The organism is Rhizobium sp. 768_B6_N1_8 (assembly GCF_051811225.1).
Taxonomy (GTDB): Bacteria; Pseudomonadota; Alphaproteobacteria; order Rhizobiales; family Rhizobiaceae; genus Rhizobium.
The window spans coordinates 4,349,355-4,366,815 of sequence record NZ_JBPWPV010000001.1; the positions used below are offsets into that span (position 1 = coordinate 4,349,355).

Annotated in this window: 17 protein-coding genes; 8 read left to right on the forward strand and 9 right to left on the reverse strand. The window is 58.8% G+C overall.

Going from position 1 to position 17,461, the window contains the following annotated elements; all coding sequences use genetic code 11:
* The first annotated feature begins 32 nt into the window (after positions 1 to 32).
* A complete protein-coding gene (locus AB8B33_RS22090) occupies positions 33 to 1,232 on the forward strand; it encodes a divergent polysaccharide deacetylase family protein (RefSeq protein WP_439016889.1) in 1,200 nt (399 codons plus the stop codon).
* Between the two features lie 12 nt (positions 1,233 to 1,244).
* Positions 1,245 to 1,778: an RNA pyrophosphohydrolase gene (locus tag AB8B33_RS22095; protein ID WP_439016890.1), complete on the forward strand. Its 534-nt coding sequence runs from the start codon at positions 1,245 to 1,247 to the stop codon at positions 1,776 to 1,778.
* Between the two features lie 86 nt (positions 1,779 to 1,864).
* On the opposite strand, the gene bfr is transcribed toward AB8B33_RS22095, so the two are convergent.
* The 5 genes from bfr to AB8B33_RS22120 all read right to left on the reverse strand — a co-directional run bounded on the left by bfr (position 1,865) and on the right by AB8B33_RS22120 (position 8,679).
* Positions 1,865 to 2,350: a bacterioferritin gene (bfr, locus tag AB8B33_RS22100; RefSeq protein WP_007824799.1), complete on the reverse strand. Its 486-nt coding sequence runs from the start codon at positions 2,348 to 2,350 to the stop codon at positions 1,865 to 1,867.
* A complete protein-coding gene (locus AB8B33_RS22105; RefSeq protein ID WP_081493316.1) occupies positions 2,316 to 2,690 on the reverse strand; it encodes a BFD-like (2Fe-2S) protein in 375 nt (124 codons plus the stop codon). Before AB8B33_RS22105 ends, bfr begins: the two co-directional genes overlap by 35 nt.
* A gap of 109 nt (positions 2,691 to 2,799) precedes the next feature.
* Positions 2,800 to 6,279 carry an error-prone DNA polymerase gene (locus AB8B33_RS22110; protein WP_439016891.1) on the reverse strand — a complete coding sequence of 1,160 codons (3,480 nt, stop codon included), beginning with the start codon at positions 6,277 to 6,279 and terminating at the stop codon, positions 2,800 to 2,802.
* Positions 6,276 to 7,823, reverse strand: coding sequence for a Y-family DNA polymerase (locus AB8B33_RS22115; RefSeq protein ID WP_439017288.1), 1,548 nt, complete (start codon positions 7,821 to 7,823; stop codon positions 6,276 to 6,278). The genes AB8B33_RS22110 and AB8B33_RS22115 overlap by 4 nt, the downstream gene beginning before the upstream one ends.
* Positions 7,735 to 8,679 (reverse strand): ImuA family protein, encoded by a 945-nt coding sequence (locus AB8B33_RS22120; protein ID WP_439016892.1) that lies wholly within the window; start codon positions 8,677 to 8,679, stop codon positions 7,735 to 7,737. The genes AB8B33_RS22115 and AB8B33_RS22120 overlap by 89 nt, the downstream gene beginning before the upstream one ends.
* Positions 8,680 to 8,841: 162 nt before the next feature.
* Here AB8B33_RS22120 and AB8B33_RS22125 point away from each other — a divergent pair, with 162 nt between their 5' ends.
* On the forward strand, positions 8,842 to 9,279 hold the full coding sequence (locus tag AB8B33_RS22125; RefSeq protein WP_113322206.1) for a metallopeptidase family protein: 438 nt from the start codon (positions 8,842 to 8,844) through the stop codon (positions 9,277 to 9,279).
* 2 nt (positions 9,280 to 9,281) lie between these two features.
* On the opposite strand, the gene AB8B33_RS22130 is transcribed toward AB8B33_RS22125, so the two are convergent.
* On the reverse strand, positions 9,282 to 9,488 hold the full coding sequence (locus AB8B33_RS22130) for a DUF1737 domain-containing protein (RefSeq protein ID WP_113322205.1): 207 nt from the start codon (positions 9,486 to 9,488) through the stop codon (positions 9,282 to 9,284).
* The gene (locus tag AB8B33_RS22135) at positions 9,488 to 10,393 is read right to left on the reverse strand and encodes an HpcH/HpaI aldolase/citrate lyase family protein (protein WP_439016893.1); all 906 of its coding nucleotides are present in this window, start codon (positions 10,391 to 10,393) and stop codon (positions 9,488 to 9,490) included. The genes AB8B33_RS22130 and AB8B33_RS22135 overlap by 1 nt, the downstream gene beginning before the upstream one ends.
* A gap of 113 nt (positions 10,394 to 10,506) precedes the next feature.
* On the opposite strand from AB8B33_RS22135, the gene AB8B33_RS22140 reads away from it, so the two are divergent.
* The 3 genes from AB8B33_RS22140 (at position 10,507) to leuD (ending at position 12,010) form a co-directional block, all read left to right on the forward strand.
* Positions 10,507 to 10,737 carry a hypothetical protein gene (locus tag AB8B33_RS22140; protein WP_007824784.1) on the forward strand — a complete coding sequence of 77 codons (231 nt, stop codon included), beginning with the start codon at positions 10,507 to 10,509 and terminating at the stop codon, positions 10,735 to 10,737.
* Between the two features lie 109 nt (positions 10,738 to 10,846).
* Positions 10,847 to 11,266, forward strand: coding sequence for a VOC family protein (locus AB8B33_RS22145; protein ID WP_439016894.1), 420 nt, complete (start codon positions 10,847 to 10,849; stop codon positions 11,264 to 11,266).
* A 135-nt stretch (positions 11,267 to 11,401) separates the two neighbouring features.
* Positions 11,402 to 12,010 carry a 3-isopropylmalate dehydratase small subunit gene (gene leuD, locus AB8B33_RS22150; RefSeq protein ID WP_113322202.1) on the forward strand — a complete coding sequence of 203 codons (609 nt, stop codon included), beginning with the start codon at positions 11,402 to 11,404 and terminating at the stop codon, positions 12,008 to 12,010.
* A 62-nt stretch (positions 12,011 to 12,072) separates the two neighbouring features.
* On the opposite strand, the gene AB8B33_RS22155 is transcribed toward leuD, so the two are convergent.
* A complete protein-coding gene (locus AB8B33_RS22155) occupies positions 12,073 to 13,005 on the reverse strand; it encodes a pyridoxal-phosphate dependent enzyme (RefSeq protein WP_113322201.1) in 933 nt (310 codons plus the stop codon).
* Positions 13,006 to 13,186: 181 nt separating this feature from the next.
* Here AB8B33_RS22155 and leuB point away from each other — a divergent pair, with 181 nt between their 5' ends.
* Together leuB and lpxE are read left to right on the forward strand one after the other, a co-directional pair.
* On the forward strand, positions 13,187 to 14,299 hold the full coding sequence (gene leuB / locus AB8B33_RS22160) for a 3-isopropylmalate dehydrogenase (RefSeq protein ID WP_037102127.1): 1,113 nt from the start codon (positions 13,187 to 13,189) through the stop codon (positions 14,297 to 14,299).
* Positions 14,300 to 14,592: 293 nt separating this feature from the next.
* Positions 14,593 to 15,327: a lipid A 1-phosphatase LpxE gene (gene lpxE, locus AB8B33_RS22165; RefSeq protein WP_439016895.1), complete on the forward strand. Its 735-nt coding sequence runs from the start codon at positions 14,593 to 14,595 to the stop codon at positions 15,325 to 15,327.
* Between the two features lie 84 nt (positions 15,328 to 15,411).
* Here lpxE and AB8B33_RS22170 read toward each other — a convergent pair whose 3' ends face one another.
* On the reverse strand, positions 15,412 to 17,298 hold the full coding sequence (locus AB8B33_RS22170) for an MFS transporter (RefSeq protein WP_439016896.1): 1,887 nt from the start codon (positions 17,296 to 17,298) through the stop codon (positions 15,412 to 15,414).
* Between the last annotated feature and the right edge of the window lie 163 nt (positions 17,299 to 17,461).

The window sequence follows — 17,461 nt, forward strand, 5'->3', positions numbered from 1 at the left end:
CTGCTGTTTCCCGGTTTTGGAGTGGCAACGAATTGGGAACGGACCTGCATGCACCTCTAGGCCGCAACCGCAAGGCCGCGCGAAAGCGCCCCGGCATATTGCGGATCGGACAGATTGCCGCGAGCGTCTGTCTTGTCGCGATTGGCGGCTTTTCCCTTTACACGGCATTTCGCAATGATGGCCTCGAGCAGTCGAAGCCTCCGGCATCGCTGGACACAGCGGCCGCGCCGCCGACCGATGCGATCCAGGAGCCGCAGGCATCTGGCAATCAGGCAGCAAACGGCATGCCGCGCTCCGAGCCACAATCCGGCGCCAATGTAGAACGGATGGTGACAGGCGACGGTTCTGTCGTCACTAAATACAGCCCTCGCCAGCGCGATGGCAGCGGCCCGGTTCTGGTCGATTCCATGCAGATGGGCCAGGATCCCCGCATGACGGCCATCCCCAACGACAATCTGCTCGAAGAGACACCCTTCGGCCGGCTGCCCATCACGGGTCCCGATGGCCGGCGTCCGATGGATCAATATGCGCGGCCGTGGTCCGGCACGCGCGGCACCCGAATCGCGATCGTCCTCAGCGGCCTCGGTCTCAGCCAGACCGGCACGCAGCGCGCCATCAAGCAATTGCCGGAGGAAATCACCTTTGCCTTCGCCGCCAGTGGCAACAGCCTGCAGCGCTGGATGCAAGATGCGCGGCGCGGCGGCCATGAAATATTGCTGCAGGTGCCGCTGGAGCCGTTCGATTACCCAGCTAATGATCCAGGACCGGATACGCTGCTGACGTCGAAGCCTGTGGCGCACAACCTCGAAAGCCTGCACCGGGCGATGGGCGAGATCACCAACTATACGGGCATCATGAACTATCTGGGCGGACGTTTCCTCTCCGATCCCAAGGCCATGGAGCCGGTCATGCGGGATATCGGCAAGCGCGGGCTGCTGTTTCTCGACGATGGCACTTCAGCGCAATCCAAGACCGCCGTGGTCGCCAAAGGCACGGAGCTTCCTTACGCTTTCGCCGACTTGCAACTGGACAGCCAGGTCGATGTGAACACCATCCTGCAGAAACTCGACGAACTGGAGCGCATCGCCCGCCGCAACGGCCAGGCAATCGGTGTTGCCTCGGCCTTCGACGAGAGCATTGACGCGATCTCCAAATGGAGCGAGGAAGCGACCATGCGCGGCATCGAGATTGTCGGCGTTGCTGCACTCGTCAACGACCCCAAGAATCCCTGACCGGAGAAAACCATGAGCCAAGCGACCGTAAAAGCTGAGGACCTGCCCTATCGCCCCTGCGTCGGTGTGATGATCCTCAACCGCGAGGGCCTCGTCTGGGCCGGGCGGCGCATTCCTGATGGTAATTCGGAGTATGACGGTTCACCCCAGCTCTGGCAGATGCCGCAGGGCGGCATCGACAAGGGCGAAGACCCGCTGGAGGCGGCCTATCGCGAACTTTACGAAGAAACCGGCATCCGGACCGTGACCCTGCTTGCCGAGGCCAAGGACTGGATCAATTACGACCTGCCGCCACAGCTGATCGGCATCGGGCTGAGGGGCAAGTACCGCGGCCAGACGCAGCGCTGGTTCGCCTTCCGCTTCGAGGGCGACGAATGTGAGATCGCCATCAACCCGCCGCCCGGCGGCCATGAGCCGGAATTCGACGCTTGGGAATGGAAGCCGATGGAAGACCTGCCCGGCCTGATCGTTCCCTTCAAGCGCGCCGTCTATGAACGGGTCGTGGCGGAATTCAGCCACCTTTCCGGCTTGATCCCGGAAGATTGAGCATCGAACGAAGCTCAGCAATGCGTTCCAAAAGGAAACCGGCCGCCTTTCAGGCGGCCGGCTGAGATAAGATTGCCGATTGCGAATTATTCGGCTTCGTTGGCCGAATCTGCGTTGAGCTGACCATATTTGGCTTCGCCGATCTTCTCGAGCAGTTCGAGCTGCGTTTCGAGGAAGTCGATATGGCCTTCCTCGTCTGCCAACAGCTCTTCGAAAAGCTTCATGGAAACATAGTCGCCGGCGTCATGACAGATATCGCGCGATTTCTTGTAGGCAGTGCGGGCGTCATATTCGCCGGCAAGATCGGCCTCCAGAACTTCCTTGACGTTCTGACCGATGCGCAGCGGCGCAAGCGTCTGTAGATTGGGATGGCCTTCGAGGAAGATGATGCGCGCGACCAGACGGTCGGCATGGTGCATTTCCTCGATCGATTCGGCACGTTCCTTCTTGGCGAGCTTGGTGTAACCCCAGTCCTCAAGAAGGCGATAGTGGACCCAATACTGGTTGACTGCACCGAGCTCTAAAAAGAGGGCCTCGTTAAGCCGCTCGATGACTTTTTTGTCGCCTTTCAATGTCCGCTCTCCTGTTTTCCTCGTGGAATTGTTTCAAGCGGGACATGAAATCAAATATTTCCGTTTCCGTCGAGTGGCGACGGGCATGATAATCTTCGGTTGTCTGGATGATGATATCGACAACGTTCGGGAAACAGCCGCAGCAACGGCCGCGTTTGGCCATGGCGTGATAGACCTTCGCCGGCACGATAAGCTGCCAACAATCTTCATCGAGAAGATTGTTGATGACGTCCCGGATTTCCTTGTCGGTTATGTAATTGCAACTGCAGACGAGCACGTCTTCATTCCAAACATGACACTTACTATCGTGTTTTCTGCAAAAGAAGATGGGAACTGTCAAGAAAATTCGCGACCCTCATCCGATCACGATTCAGCGACAGGATATCACACGCCAGCGAGCGCATCCTTAAGTCCTTAAGAAGCATCAATTTCCTGGCTGCAAAGGCCCATCAGTGAAAATTACGCCCGCGCGGCATCACGCTCGCAGTCTCTGCGATATCACCATCTTTCGCTTGTTCTGATGGGCTTCGCTCGCCGATCTTTCTGAGCAGGTTGTCCCGCGCCAGAATATCCGCCGCCTTCCGCTGTCGATGATCCTGTGTCGGGCGCAGCACCTCGTCCGAGCGCTCGCTGACGCCAAAGCGTTTTATCTCTCGCTGAAGGATACCGAGTAGCGGCGTCATATCCTCGATATGTTCGACGACGGTATGGATGACACCGCTCTGGCTTTGTAATTTGCCGTAGATCTTCACAAGCCGGGCGCCCATGACCACTGCGCGGTATTTTTCGAAGACCTTCTTCCAGACGATGGCATTGGCAACACCGGTCTCATCCTCCAACGTCATGAAGATCACACCTTTCGCCGAACCCGGCTGCTGGCGCACCAGCACCAGCCCCGCGATCGTCACTCGTCTCCCATTCGCGACACGAAGCAGATCGACATTGCGCGTCACACCTGCCTTGCCTAACTCCTCGCGCAGGAAGGAAACGGGGTGCCCTTTCAAGGATAGCGACAGGTAACGGTAATCCTCGATGACCTGTTCTCCCGGCAGCATATCCGGCAGCTTCGCAGCCGGCTCAGGCTGAAGATCGATATGGCGGACCTTCTCGAAGAGCGGCAGCTCCTCGGTTGCGCTTTTCACATCCAGCGCCCGCACCGCCCAGAGCGCCTGACGTCGTGATAACTGAAGAGATTGGAAAGCATCCGCATCCGCCAGCCGTTCGATAACGGATTTCTGCAAACCGGAGCGCAGCCAGAGATCACGCACAGAATGGTAACCCTCGCCACGATTCTCGACGAGCTGCTCCATATCTTTAATGGAAACACCCTTGATCTGCAGAAGGCCAAGTCGCACAGCGTGGCGAGTCTTAATGATATTTCGCATCTCACCGTGGCGAAAATCGACACTTGCTCGGTCAAAAACCGCTTCCTCAAGGGTGCATTCCCAATCCGAGCGATTGATATCGGCCGACAAGATTTCCACCCCGTGCTCGCGCGCATCCCGCACCAGCTGCGCCGGCGCATAGAATCCCATTGGCTGTGAGTTCAGCATCGCAGCGCAGAAGGCGTCGGGATAATAGGCCTTCAACCACGAAGAGGCGTAGACGAGCAGTGCAAAAGAAGCTGCATGGCTTTCTGGGAAACCGTATTCGCCGAAACCTTTGATCTGCTTGAAACATTGCTCCGCGAATTCGCGAGGATAGTCATTCTCAACCATGCCCTCGACAAATCGCTCTTCAAAATTATCGATTGTGCCTGTTCTTTTGAAGGTCGCCATTGACCGTCGGAGGCGGTCGGCTTCCGCTGGCTTGAATCCGGCAGCAGTGATGGCGATCTGCATCGCTTGCTCTTGAAACAAGGGAACCCCAAGAGTTCTTTTGAGAACATCCTTTAGCTGCGGACTCGGATATTCAATCGGGATATTCTTATCCCTTGCCTCCCGACGTTTCAGATAGGGATGAACCATGTCACCTTGGATCGGCCCCGGACGAACAATCGCTACTTCAATGACGAGATCATAGAATTCTTTTGGGCGGAGACGCGGCAACATACTCATCTGTGCCCGACTTTCGATCTGGAAAACGCCAAGCGTATCCGCACGCCACATCATCTTATAAACTGGCTCGCCTTCCTCTCCGTGCTCCTTATTGCCGAGGTCGGCGAGTGTCTTTTTCACATCGTAGTGTAGCTCAAGCAGCGTGAAGGCCCTGCGTAAGCAAGTCAGCATGCCGAGCGCCAGCACATCCACCTTGAGGATTTGGACATTGTCGAGATCATCCTTGTCCCACTCGATCATGTAACGATCCGGCATCGCCGTCTTCATAATCGGCACCACTTCATCAAGCCGATCCCGGGTAATGACAAAACCACCGACATGCTGGGTAAGGTGACGGGGAAAGCCAAGAAGCTCGGAGGCATATTTGAGCACGTTCTGTGTCACCGGGTCTTTGATATCGAGGCCGGCCGCCTTCGCGTCCCGTTCGGAGAGATTATCCTCCGACCAACCCCAGACGAGACTGCTGATCGCAGATTGAACATCCTCCGACAGACCGAAGGCCTTGGCGACCTCACGGCCGGCCGAACGGGTGCGATAGCTGGTGACAGCCGCCGTCAGACCGGCATGCTCACGGCCATATCTTTTATAAATGGACTGGATGACCTCTTCCCGTCGATCATGCTCGAAATCGACGTCAATATCCGGCGGTTCGTCCCGATCCATCGAAATGAACCGGTCGAAGAGAAGCGTGGTCTTTGTGGGATCGACTTCCGTGATCTCCAGGCAATAGCAGATGACTGAATTGGCCGCCGACCCTCGCCCCTGACAGAGAACTTCGAGCACATAGCGGGCGTGATGAATGATCTTGTGAACCGTCAAGAAATAGGAAGCGTAATTCTTGTCGCCGATGAGCTTCAGCTCATAATCGATCTGCTTGGCCACTTTCTCGGGAACGCCACCAGGATAACGTACTAGCGCACCCGCTCTGGTCAGCCTTTCGAGAGTTTCCTGCGGCGTTTCACCTGGATCGTTTTCAGGGGGATAATTGTGTTTCAGCTCGTTCAACGAAAAGGTCAGCTTGCCGAAAAACAGCTGCGTATTCTCGACCGCATCTCTGTAATCTCGGAAGACCCTGGATATTTCACGTGAATCCTTGAGATACCGCTCTCCATTCGGCGCCAGAAGGAATCCGGCTTTCGATATCTCCACATGCTCCCGTATGGCGATCACGATATCCGAAAGCGGCCGGCGCCCGGGGTCATGATAGAGTGGCTGATTGGTCGCAATCAGCGGCACCCGGTTGCGGACGGCAAGCATGGCAAGCGCTGCAAAAGCCTGCCGGTCGCGGCCGTCATAGGTCGGCGACAGCGCCAGAAAAAATGCCTTGCGGAAGCGTTTGCGAAACCGTTCCAGATACTCTTCAAGTGCCGACTGGCGGGCAGGATCATTCACGGCGGCCCGATCGGGGATAAGGGCGAGCATCATCTCGTCACCCCATTCCATAAGCTCCGCTTCCGTCAGGATGCAGGTTCCCTTTACAGCTTCGTCCTTCAGATTGCCGGCGCTGAGAAGGCGGCAGAGATTTGCCCAGCCCCGCCGGTTTTGCGGATAGGCAAGGATATCAGGCGTTCCATCCGAAAAAACGAGACGGGCGCCCGGCTGAACCCAGACAGGGTCGAGAATGATCTCCGTTTTTCCCTTCTTCTTCGCCTCGGCTAAAATCGCATCCCTGTTCCTGTATCTCTCTCTGAGCTGTTCTGCCTGCGCATGAGCCCGCACTACACCGGCAACCGAATTCCGGTCCGCAATGCCGAGACCGCCGAGCTTCAGCCAAGCGGCCTGCACGACCATCTCTTCAGGCTTCGAAGCACCTTCCAGGAACGAGAAATTCGTCTTCGCACCGATCTCGAAAAATGCGGGTTCGGGCCTCATGCAAAGACCCCCTGCATGAACCAGCGAGGATCGGGGTTCTCACCGTAGAGACCCCGGCGATAGATCCAGAAGCGATGTCCGGCCTCATCCTCGATCCGGAAATAGTCTCGCGCTTCGGCATCATCGCCATCGATCCACCATTCCATGGCAATCCGTTCAGGGCCTTCGCTCCTCGCCACCTGATGCTGCAGGCGACGCCAACGGAAAGTCTGCGGCGCACCATCAGGCACTTCGGCAAATGCGACCTCGACTGGCTCCGGCGTTGCAAAAAGCCGCAGCGGACGCTCCTCACGAAAAGGCAGCGCATTGCCCTGTTCCGCTTTCCGCCGGGCCGGAAGGCTCTCCATTGCCGGCACCGTGATCACGGCGCGCTCCGGCACATGGCTCTCGCGAAGCTGGAAGCTTTGCAGGCAGTCCGAACCAAGCCGGGCCGCGACACGGTCGACAAAACTCGAAAGCGAGATCTCCCCCTGCCGGTCGCCCTCGAAATCGCCCTGCGCCTCGTTGAACGGGTCATGCCGCAGCACGTTCAGGCGCAAGATCTCGAAACCATAGCCGGCATCGATATCGTCATAGATCACCTGCAACCGCTCGGAAAACAGCCCGGCAATGAGCTTCGGTTCACGAAGCGGCCGGGAGGCACCGACGGAAATGCGGAAAACCCTGCCGTCGACACGAAACAGCACCAGTTCGAACACCCGGCCGCCGGCACCGCGCGCTTCCAGGGACGGTTTTAGCGACACGGCGACCTGTCCGGTAACCGCGAGGATCTGCTCTTCCGTGCCGATCGGCTCGACCAGACGGCGTTCGGATGAGAGGCTAGCGACAGGAAGCCGGGGCGAGATCGGTTCTTCCTCACGGCCGAGCGCCTGATCAAGGCGCAGAAGCAGCGTTGGCCCGAAGCGGCGGGTCAGCGGCGACCGCGGCGCATGAATGACGTCGCCGACATATTTGAGGCCGAGTTTCCTCAGGGCATCAACGGTCTGGCCCTCCAGCCGCAAGGCCGCGACAGGCAGCGGCATCAGCATGCGCTCCATCTCTTCATCCTCCACGACGCCGCCCTGCCCGAAACGGGAGACGGCTGAGGAAAGGCCCGGCGATGAGGAGATCGCACCCCGCACATCGAGCCCCATATGGAAGAGCCGGGACAGAATATCCTTGAGAAGCGCCTCCTCACCGCCGAAGAGATGGGCGCAGCCGGTAATATCGAGAAACAGCCCGTCCTTGCCGTCGAGCGCCACCATCGGCGTATAGCGGTCGCACCAGTCGGCGATCCCTTCCAGTAACCGTCGATCGGCTGCTGGATCCTCCTCCAGGACATCAAGCGCCGGAAACATGGCGCGCGCTTCGGCAACGCCCTGTTCCTTCTTCAGCCCCAGCTTCTCGGCGAATTCATCCAGCGCTGTCAGCCGCATGGCATTATTGAGCTTGCCGGAACAGACGAGGGGTGCCGCTTCAGGACGCCCTTTCGAACGCCAGGACAGGCCCCATCGCCTGCGGGCGATACGGTCCGTTGGCAGATGCGGAAAGCTGAGCGCCAGAATGCGCTGACTGTTCGCTTGGAGGCCGAGCGAAGCTTGGCTCGTCGACGGGGAAAAATTCGCGTTCATGGGGGTTCCACTCCAGAAGAAAGGAGAGCGGGGCCGGATTGCGGCTCTTCTCCAGCGTGAGACGGAAAATCGGATTGCCGATGCTGCCGGAAAATTTTGATCCATCCGGCAACGACCGCAGATCAGACGGCGCCGGCTCGACATGCAGACGGAAGACAGCGCTGCTCGCCTCCTCCTCCCCGGCCTGGCGGACGAGAAAGAGCGGACGGCGGACGGCGCGTGCCCTGAGACTGAGCCGGCGGCTTTCGGTCAGGCCGAAATGCAGGGGATTGCCGCGCACTTCGAAGACGACAACCGAGAAGGCAGCACTTTCGATGGCCGCTTCCGCCAGCCAGAGCGCATCCTCCAGCTTGCGCGGCGCGGCATGGAAAAACCTTTCCGGCTTCAGCCCGAAATCCTTCAGCCCCGGAGCATAGGGACGACCCGCCTCCAGTGTGCCGACGGCATCACCGATCCAGAGCAGCGGCAGCAACCTGCCGGTATCCTCCTCGTGCTTCTGCAGTCGCGCTGCAATAGCCATCGCCAGTCCACTCGCCGCCCCTGCATCACCGGAACTCGCCGCGCGGAATTCGGTAATCGCATCGAGCTGAAGGCCGCCTTCCAGCGCTTCATCGAGTGCTTCCACCCCGAAGGGGAGGTGTGGCAGCATACACTCCTGCCGCCGCTTGCGTCCTTCCGCCAGGGCTTCCCGTTCCGCCGCGGCAAGCGCCGGCGCGGGTTTTCCCTCCAGTCGGGCAATGGTTTCGCGGAGCGCAAAAAGCCGCTCGCGCGCCAGGGCGGTCTGCGCCATGGCGTTCTCTCCATTCGTCTTGTTCCTGTTATGTTCTTATAGATTCCAGAGCTCTAATGAAGAGTCAACAATCATTTCATAAGAATTTATTCCTGCCTTTGATTCCGCACTCGAAAATCGGCGATAAAGGTTCTATATGGGCCGGCAAAGGAAGGAATACTTATGGCCCGCATAGACCAGAGCGATGATTGGCGGGACCGCCATGCGCCGGCGATCAGCACCTTCGAGTCGCTGGCAATGGAGGCCTACAGTCATCTGCCGGACGAATTTCGCAAGCTGACGACCAATCTGACCATCGAAATCGAAGACTTCCCCGACGACGAAGTTTTTGAAGATATGGCGCTGGAAACGCCCTTTGACCTGCTCGGCCTTTTCGAGGGCCGCGGCATTTCGGAGCGCTTTACCGTGGAAACCGGCGAGATGCCGAACCGCATCCGCCTCTATCGCCGTCCGATCCTCGATTACTGGGCCGAAAACGACGAAACGCTGGGTGACATCATCACCCATGTGCTGATCCATGAGATCGGCCACCACTTCGGCCTCAGCGACGATGACATGGAGCGCATCGAGGCGAGCGCCGAAGAGGCGGCCGAACGTTAAGCTTACTGCTCAGACAGTTTCATGTCCGGGTGATAATCCTTGCCCTCGACATCCTTGACGACGGCCTGGCCGCACTGCATCTGGCCGGTCGCAGCATTGAAGCCATAGCTGGGCGAGCCGGACAGAGACCAGCCCTTGTTCAGTGCCGTCGTGACCTTGTGGCAGAAGGAAGCGTCGTCGGGACCAGTCAGGAAGCGGTAGAGTTTCATCAGGCGGGCTTTCTTGCAGAAATCAGGTGCGCTTTATGGACCAGAGCTTCGGCCTGGACAAGATGCAGCCGCTCGATCATCCGCCCGTTCGCATTGATCACGTTGAGCCCCTCGGTCGCCGGATCAGCGAAAGCGGCAATGATGGCTTCCGCCTCCGCAATCTCCTCCGCGTCAGGCCCGAAATGCGCGTTGGCGGCTGCAATCTGCGCCGGATGGATCAGCATCTTCCCTGCAAAACCCATGGCGCGGCCCTGCCCGCACTCGGCATCGAAACCTTCGTCATCCCGGAAATCGTTGAAGACGCTGTCAAGCGCATCGAGCCCATAGGCCTTGACCGCCAGAACGACCTGCATCAGCCAGGGCACGAGATAGGTCCGCCCCGACTGCGGCAAGACGCCCGTTTCCTTGCGCAGGTCGTTGAGGCCGACCACGAGGCAATCGAGCCGCGAGCCCGGCGTGCGGCCGGATTCGGCGATCGCTGCAGCATTCAGCACGCCACGCGGCGTCTCGATCATCGCCCAGATGCGCAACTCCTCCGGCGCATAGGCCTCGGCAAGCAGATCGCTGACAGCCATTACATCCTGTGGCTCATCCACCTTTGGAAGCAGAACGGCATCGGGCGAAAGCGCCTTGACCAGTTCCAGATCCGCCAGTCCGAATCCGGATGACAAAGAATTGATACGGATGATCCTTTCCTTGCCCTCAAGCGGCGACCCGGCAAAAAAGGCCTTCAGATTGTCGCGCGCTTCCGCCTTCCTCTCGGGCGCGACGGAATCCTCCAGATCGAGAATAACCGCATCGCAATCAAGGGAATGGGTCTTTTCAAGCGCACGCGCATTGATGGCGGGTACGCTCAGCACCGAGCGGCGCAGACGCAGGGAACGAAGAGGTGGTGTTCGGCTCATGGACCATTAGTGCCAAGCTTCGCAAAGCCCGGCAAGACAACAAAAAGCCACGCTTGGCTTGCAGAGAGGAAAAAGAAGGACCACATTCCTTTCCGTAGAAAGGTTTCAAACCAATGCAGAACATTCGCTCCATCTTCTTCATGCTTGCCGGCGCCACCGTTTTCGTGGCCATGCTGCTTCTCACCTTCTCGGTCACGCTCGCCGTTGGCGGCATCCTGACCGTGCTCATGGTCGGCCGCGCCCTTTCGATGAAGATGAAGCCCGCTCCCGTCCGCGCCCGCGCCGATGGTAAGCGCGAGATGCGCATCTGGAACGACGGCCGCGGCACGATCATCGATCTCTGATCATTTTCTCTGAAAATTCTGACCGACATTGTCGGCTCACGTTCCCATGCTACGTCCTTGAAGCAGCCAGGCATTCAGCCGGCACTTTAAAAACGAATGGAGGACGAGCATGGATGCAACGGAGAACAACCAGACCAAGATGCCGCCGGTCAAGAACGGCCTGCTTCCCTATCTGACGGTCGACGGCGCGGTAAAGGCTGCGGAATTTTACAAGAAAGCTTTCGGCGCTGAAGAAGCCTATCTCGTGCCGGTCGACGAGAGCAGCCGCACGATGCATGTGCATCTCTATATTAATGGCAGCTCGCTCATGCTGTCGGATGCCTATCCGGAATACGGCCATCCCTTCAAAGGCCATGAAGGTTTTGCCATCCAGCTGGTGATCGACGATATCGATTTCTGGTGGAACCGCGCAGTGGCCGCCGGCGCCGAAGTCGTCATGCCGGTCGAACTGATGTTCTGGGGTGACCGTTACGGCCAGCTTCGTGATCCGTTCGGCGTGCTCTGGGGCCTGAACGCACCGTCCAAGTAAAGGGACACGCGCAATCGGCAGGCCGCGCGAAACACCGCGTGGCCACCATCAACGAAAGATTCTTCTTCATTTCGGCGGGAAACTGGAATAGATGCAAAGTCAGAAAGTACGTTTTGCTGAAATGGAGCATAGGTCATGGATAAATTCGTGAAGCTCACGGGCGTTGCAGCCCCTCTGCCGGTCGTCAACATCGACACCGACATGATCATTCCGAAGGACTATCTGAAGACCATCAAGCGCACCGGCCTTGGCAAGGGCCTTTTCGCCGAAGCCCGCTACAACGAAGACGGCTCCGAAAACCCTGATTTCGTGCTGAACAAGCCGGCTTACCGCGAGGCAAAGATCCTGGTTGCCGGTGACAATTTCGGCTGCGGCTCCTCGCGCGAACACGCTCCATGGGCGCTGCTCGATTTCGGCATCCGCTGCGTGATCTCCACCAGCTTCGCCGACATCTTCTATAACAACTGCTTCAAGAACGGCATCCTGCCGATCCAGGTCAGCCACGAAGACCTCGACAAGCTGATGGACGACGCCGAGCGCGGCTCCAACGCCATTCTGACGGTCGACCTTGAAAACCTCGAAATCACCGGTCCGGACGGCGGCTCGATCAAGTTCGATCTCGACGAGTTCAAGCGCCACTGCCTGCTGAACGGCCTCGATGATATCGGCCTGACCATGGAAAAGGGCAAGGCGATCGACGAGTTCGAAAAGAAGAACGCCGCTTCGCACCCCTGGGCCGCCTGAGCCTCACCAAATTGCTTTGAGATCGAGCCGGGCTTTCGCCCGGCTTTTTCTTTGTCCGGATCTCAGAGAAACTTTTCTCTCCAGACGCTGAGCTTTTCAAGCGACACGCCGATACCGCCGCAAACTTCGATCAGCGGATTGTCGAAGCGCGACAGCAGACCGGCATGCACATCGGCAACGGCAAGTGCGGCACCACAGGCCGGTTCGACCAGGATGCGCTGCGCATCGGCAAATTTCAGGCAGGCGGCCACGGCATCGGCATCGCTGACGAGAACACTTTCGATCGGGTGATGCTTCGGCAGATCGAAGACATGCTGCGCCACCTGCCGCGCGCCGAGCGAGGTGGCAATCGATGTAATGGCCGGCAGCGAAATACGCTCATTGGCCTTGAGGCTTGCATGAAATGATGCAGCTCCTTCCGTCTCGACGGCAATGACAGGCACGTCCGAAAGCCCGTTCCGCTTCAGCCCCTCGACGATGCCGGCAAGCAGACCGCCACCGCCGACGCTGGTAACGACACAATCGAATTTGGCACCCTTTGCCACCACCTCATCGATCAGCGTCGCATGGCCATCCCACAGGAGCGGATGGTCGAAAGGATGCACATAGGTCGCCTTGCGGCTTTCGGCGAGTTCGATCGCATGCGCATTGGCCTCATCGAAGACAGAACCATGAACCAGCACATTGGCGCCCGTTGCGGCAATCGTTCGACGCACGTCAGGTGCCGTCGTCTCAGGCACGACGATCGTAACAGGCACGCCAAGTGCCCGCCCGGCATAGGCTGCGGCAATGCCGGCATTGCCGCCGGAGGCGCAGAAGATCTCGCGCGCACCGTTTTGAACCTCATGCTGGCAAAGGCGGCCGACACCACGCAGCTTGAAGCTGCCTGAAGGCTGTAGCGCATCGAGCTTTAACCAAAGCGGCTTGCCGCTGGCGCTGAAATCGGGTGCTGTCTGGATCAGAGGAGTGTCGAGATGAAGGGGCGCAAAAGACATGGGAGAATATCCAGGGAAAGAAAGGCAGGCCTGTCGTTCTAGCTCGTTTGCAGGCACGGGAGCAACCTTGTCAGACATCACATGACGCGGAGGCAAGCGTACCGATTCACCCCTTCTCTCGCTTGAAATGCCCATTTCCGGGGTCTAAGAAGCCGCAGCTTGTTTTTCCGCGGAGGGTTTCATGACAGTGCGCAATCTTTTCCTGCTGCCGGGTGACGGTATCGGCCCCGAAGCCATGGGTGAAGTCCGCAAGATCATCGCTTACATGAATGAGGCGATGAATGCCGGTTTTGTCACCGACGAGGGCCTCGTTGGCGGCTGCGCCTATGATGCGCATGGCGCAGCGATCTCCGAAGACGACATGAAGAAGGCGCTAGCAGCCGACGCTGTGCTCTTCGGCGCCGTCGGCGGCCCGAAGTGGGATAGCGTTCCCTATGAAGTACGCCCGGAAGCCGGCCTACTGCGCCTGCGCAAGGATCTGGAACTTTTCGCCAATCTGCGTCCGGCGATCTGCTATCCCGCACTCGCCTCCGCTTCCTCGCTGAAGCCGGAACTGGTCGAGGGTCTCGACATCCTCATCATTCGCGAACTGACGGGCGGTGTTTATTTCGGCGAGCCGAAAGAAATCATCGATCTCGGCAATGGCCAGAAGCGCGGCATCGATACGCAGGTTTACGACACCTACGAGATCGAGCGCATTGCCGGTGTCGCCTTTGAAATGGCCCGCACCCGCAACAACCGCGTCTGCTCCATGGAAAAGCGCAACGTCATGAAATCTGGCGTGCTCTGGAACCAGGTCGTGACCGAGACGCACAAGGCGAAATATTCAGACGTACAGCTCGAGCATATGCTGGCCGATGCCGGTGGCATGCAGCTCGTGCGCCAGCCGAAACAGTTCGACGTCATCGTCACCGACAACCTCTTCGGCGACATGCTCTCGGACGTTGCCGCCATGCTGACCGGCTCTCTCGGCATGCTGCCGTCGGCCTCGCTCGGAGCACCTGACGGAAAGACCGGCAAGCGCAAGGCGCTCTATGAGCCGGTTCACGGCTCAGCACCCGATATCGCAGGCAAGGGCATCGCCAATCCGATCGCCATGATTGCCTCCTTCGCCATGTGCCTTCGCTACTCCTTCAATCTGGTCAAGGAAGCAGACAACCTCGAAAAGGCGATCGCCAACGTGCTCGACAAGGGCATCCGCACTGGCGACATCATGGCACCAGGCAGCCGCCAGGTCGGCACCGTCGAGATGGGCGACGCGATCCTCGACGAGTTCAAGGCCCTTTCTGCCTGATATTTCACGTGAAACGCTTTTCGGCCCTTCGCACCTCATGCGGAGGGCTTTTTTGTTGAAGCCAGCGTCCCCGCTCCTATGAATGATGTCACGGTAGGGTCTGGCATTCAGCGCACGGGTCGCATTTGCCATCGCTATCACGCTCACTCGCCTCTGCCTGATCCTCTCCTTCAGGGCACGAATTGGACCATTACCAAAATTGATTAGAATTATCTCGGGAGTCCCGCCCTCTGTCGTAATCCTGTGCATTTTTACCGCCTATCTCATACCCAAGGGTTATACGGATAGTCGGAATGCGGGAACTTCTAGTCTCCTTGGACAGGCGCTGGCGCAGAAATAGATGCGTCATGCCACCATTGCGGTGGCGCGCATGCCTTTTCATTACGCTGAACGCCGTCATCCTTTCCATGCTGATCCTTGATGCGCCAATCGGTGCCGGCCATCTGCCGGAGTCCATTCAGCGCTTCGGCGAGATGTTGACCGATTTCGGCAATTCCGCCTGGCTAATCCTCACCAGCGTCCTGCTCTTTTTCCACGGCAGAGCCGGCTACAAGCTTTTGAACAGTGCAAAAGCAAGGGCCCAGGCACTCTATGTGAGCTGGATCGGCGCCTACCTGTTTACGACCGTCGTCTTTTCCGGCCTGCTCGCAAACCTTCTGAAACGCACGATCGGCCGCGCGCGCCCCGAACATTTCCAGGACCTCGGGGTGCTTTCCTTCACACCCTTCTCCGGCCATGCAGCGCTGGAAAGTTTCCCGTCAGGCCATTCAACCACGGTGGGCGCCTTCTTTGCCGCCTTCGCCCTGCTCTTCCCGCGTTACCGGGTGCCCTTCATCGCCGGTGCCATCTGGCTCGGCATGACGCGTGTCATGGTCGGCGCGCACTATCCAAGTGATGTCATTGCCGGCCTTGCCTTCGGCGCGTGGTTCTCGCTGCTGACAGCAATCGTCTGTGCGCGCTACGGCCTGCTTTTCAAACTTGCGCCGGATGGCTGGCCGATGTCCAAGCGATACTTCCCAAACGCATAAGAAATGACGCGTAAGAAAAATAACGCATGAAAAACCCGGCGCCTTTCGAGCGCCGGGCTTTGTTCTCAAGATATCCGCCGTGCCTTAATCCAGCGCGTGAATATCCCGATTCTTGGTTTCCGGCAGGAACAGCAGGCCGATGACCAGCGTGATCGATGCGAACACGATCGGATACCAGAGGCCGTAATAGATGTTGCCGGCGGCAGCACTCATCGCAAAGGCCGTAGCTGGCAGCAGACCGCCGAACCAGCCGTTGCCGATATGATAGGGCAGCGACATGCCGGTATAGCGGATGCGGGTCGGAAAGAGCTCGACCAGCAGCGCCGCGATCGGGCCGTAGACCATCGTCACGTAAAGTACGAGCACGAACAGGACGGCGATCGTGCCGATCCAGTTGACGCGAGCAGGATCAGCCACCATCGCGAACGTACCACCGCCAGGGATCGTGTAGACGGCCATGTCGGTGACACTTTTCGCTTCATCCGCCGTCAGCAGCTTGCCGGCAACGAGTTTGTCGGCCGGCAGCGTTTCCTTCTGGCCCGCGCGTATCGCATCGGCATTGAGGGTGAGTTCCGGATTGGCGGCGATGAAGGCATCGAGCTTGGCATCGGCAACCTTGGCAACACCGCGCTTCAGCGGATAGCCGGCATCATGAAGGGCAAGATTGACGCCCTTTTCGAAGGCAGCATTGGTCTTGGCGGCATCGGCACCGGCTGCGACAGCGTCGTAACCGGTAATCGTGTCGTCACCGACCTTCACGGTCGCCGGCTGGCCGGCCGGACCCGGCACCACGTCATAAGGCACCGAGTTCTTGGTCAGGAACGCCGTTGCGATATCGCATGAACTGGTGAACTTGGAGGTACCGGTCGGATTGAACTGGAATTTGCAATCCGCCGGATCCACCGTCACCGTTGCCCGGATCGTCGCCTGCGCCTCATAGAGGGCTGGATTTGCCGTATAAGTCATCGCCTTGAACAGCGGGAAATAGGTGACCGCTGCGATGAGCAGCCCCGCCATGATGATCGGCTTGCGGCCGATCCTGTCCGACAGTCCGCCGAAGATGACGAAGAATGGCGTGGCGAGGAAGAGGGCAATCGCGACCATGATGTTGGCCGACTGCAGATCGACCTTCAGCACGTTCTGCAGGAAGAACAGGGCGTAGAATTGACCGCCGTACCAGATGACCGCCTGGCCCATGGTAGCGCCGAAAAGCGCAATCAGCGCGATCTTGGCATTCTTCCACTGGCCGAATGCTTCTGTCAGCGGTGCCTTCGATCCCTTGCCTTCCGCCTTCATGCGCTGGAAGGCGGGCGACTCGTTCATCTTCAACCGGATCCAGACGGAGATACCGAGCAGGACGACCGAGACGAGGAACGGAATGCGCCAGCCCCAGGCGGCAAAGGCGGTCGAGCCCATGATCGACTGGACCGTGACGATGACGATCAGCGACAGGAAGAGACCGAGCGTTGCCGTCGTCTGGATCCAGGACGTGAAATAGCCGCGGCGGCCGTTCGGCGCATGTTCGGCAACGTAAGTGGCCGCACCGCCATATTCGCCGCCCAGCGCCAGGCCCTGCAGCAGGCGCAGGCCGATCAGGATGATCGGAGCGGCAATACCGATGGAGGCAGCACCCGGCAGGATGCCGACCAGGAAGGTCGAGAAGCCCATGATGAGAATGGTCACCAGGAAGGTGTATTTGCGGCCGACGAGATCGCCGAGGCGGCCGAAGACCAATGCGCCGAACGGACGCACCAGGAAACCCGCAGCGAAGGCGAGCAGCGTGAAGATGTTACGTGTCGCTTCCGGATACTGGGTGAAATAGGTCGCGCCGATATAGGTGGCGAGCGAACCGTAAAGATAGAAATCATACCATTCGAAAACCGTGCCTAGCGACGAGGCGAAGATGACCTTCTTCTCCTCGCCCGTCATCGGACCGGCTTTCGCGCCGTCGACGCTTGCGACATTTGCCATTGTCTGTCCTCCACAGAGTGATGAGCAACGGTCGCGGCCTACTCTCCTCAAAGCATACCCCTAGCCGCGACACGCCTGACGAGAGTTTGACAGAAAAGACGAGCCAGAAAGAGGGATGCTTTGGGATTATGACTTTAGTCTAATTTTTGTGCATGGAATTGCT

What these genes read in the sequence shown, in the direction of transcription:
- AB8B33_RS22095 (WP_439016890.1), top strand. Translation starts at nt 1,245, where the DNA reads ATGAGCCAAGCGACCGTAAAAGCTGAGGACCTGCCCTATCGCCCCTGC.
- AB8B33_RS22110 (WP_439016891.1), bottom strand. Translation starts at nt 6,279, where the DNA reads ATGAGGCCCGAACCCGCATTTTTCGAGATCGGTGCGAAGACGAATTTC.
- AB8B33_RS22120 (WP_439016892.1), bottom strand. Translation starts at nt 8,679, where the DNA reads ATGGCGCAGACCGCCCTGGCGCGCGAGCGGCTTTTTGCGCTCCGCGAA.
- AB8B33_RS22125 (WP_113322206.1), top strand. Translation starts at nt 8,842, where the DNA reads ATGGCCCGCATAGACCAGAGCGATGATTGGCGGGACCGCCATGCGCCG.
- AB8B33_RS22130 (WP_113322205.1), bottom strand. Translation starts at nt 9,488, where the DNA reads ATGAAACTCTACCGCTTCCTGACTGGTCCCGACGACGCTTCCTTCTGC.
- AB8B33_RS22135 (WP_439016893.1), bottom strand. Translation starts at nt 10,393, where the DNA reads ATGAGCCGAACACCACCTCTTCGTTCCCTGCGTCTGCGCCGCTCGGTG.
- AB8B33_RS22140 (WP_007824784.1), top strand. Translation starts at nt 10,507, where the DNA reads ATGCAGAACATTCGCTCCATCTTCTTCATGCTTGCCGGCGCCACCGTT.
- AB8B33_RS22145 (WP_439016894.1), top strand. Translation starts at nt 10,847, where the DNA reads ATGGATGCAACGGAGAACAACCAGACCAAGATGCCGCCGGTCAAGAAC.
- leuD (WP_113322202.1), top strand. Translation starts at nt 11,402, where the DNA reads ATGGATAAATTCGTGAAGCTCACGGGCGTTGCAGCCCCTCTGCCGGTC.
- AB8B33_RS22155 (WP_113322201.1), bottom strand. Translation starts at nt 13,005, where the DNA reads ATGTCTTTTGCGCCCCTTCATCTCGACACTCCTCTGATCCAGACAGCA.
- leuB (WP_037102127.1), top strand. Translation starts at nt 13,187, where the DNA reads ATGACAGTGCGCAATCTTTTCCTGCTGCCGGGTGACGGTATCGGCCCC.
- lpxE (WP_439016895.1), top strand. Translation starts at nt 14,593, where the DNA reads ATGCGGGAACTTCTAGTCTCCTTGGACAGGCGCTGGCGCAGAAATAGA.
- AB8B33_RS22170 (WP_439016896.1), bottom strand. Translation starts at nt 17,298, where the DNA reads ATGGCAAATGTCGCAAGCGTCGACGGCGCGAAAGCCGGTCCGATGACG.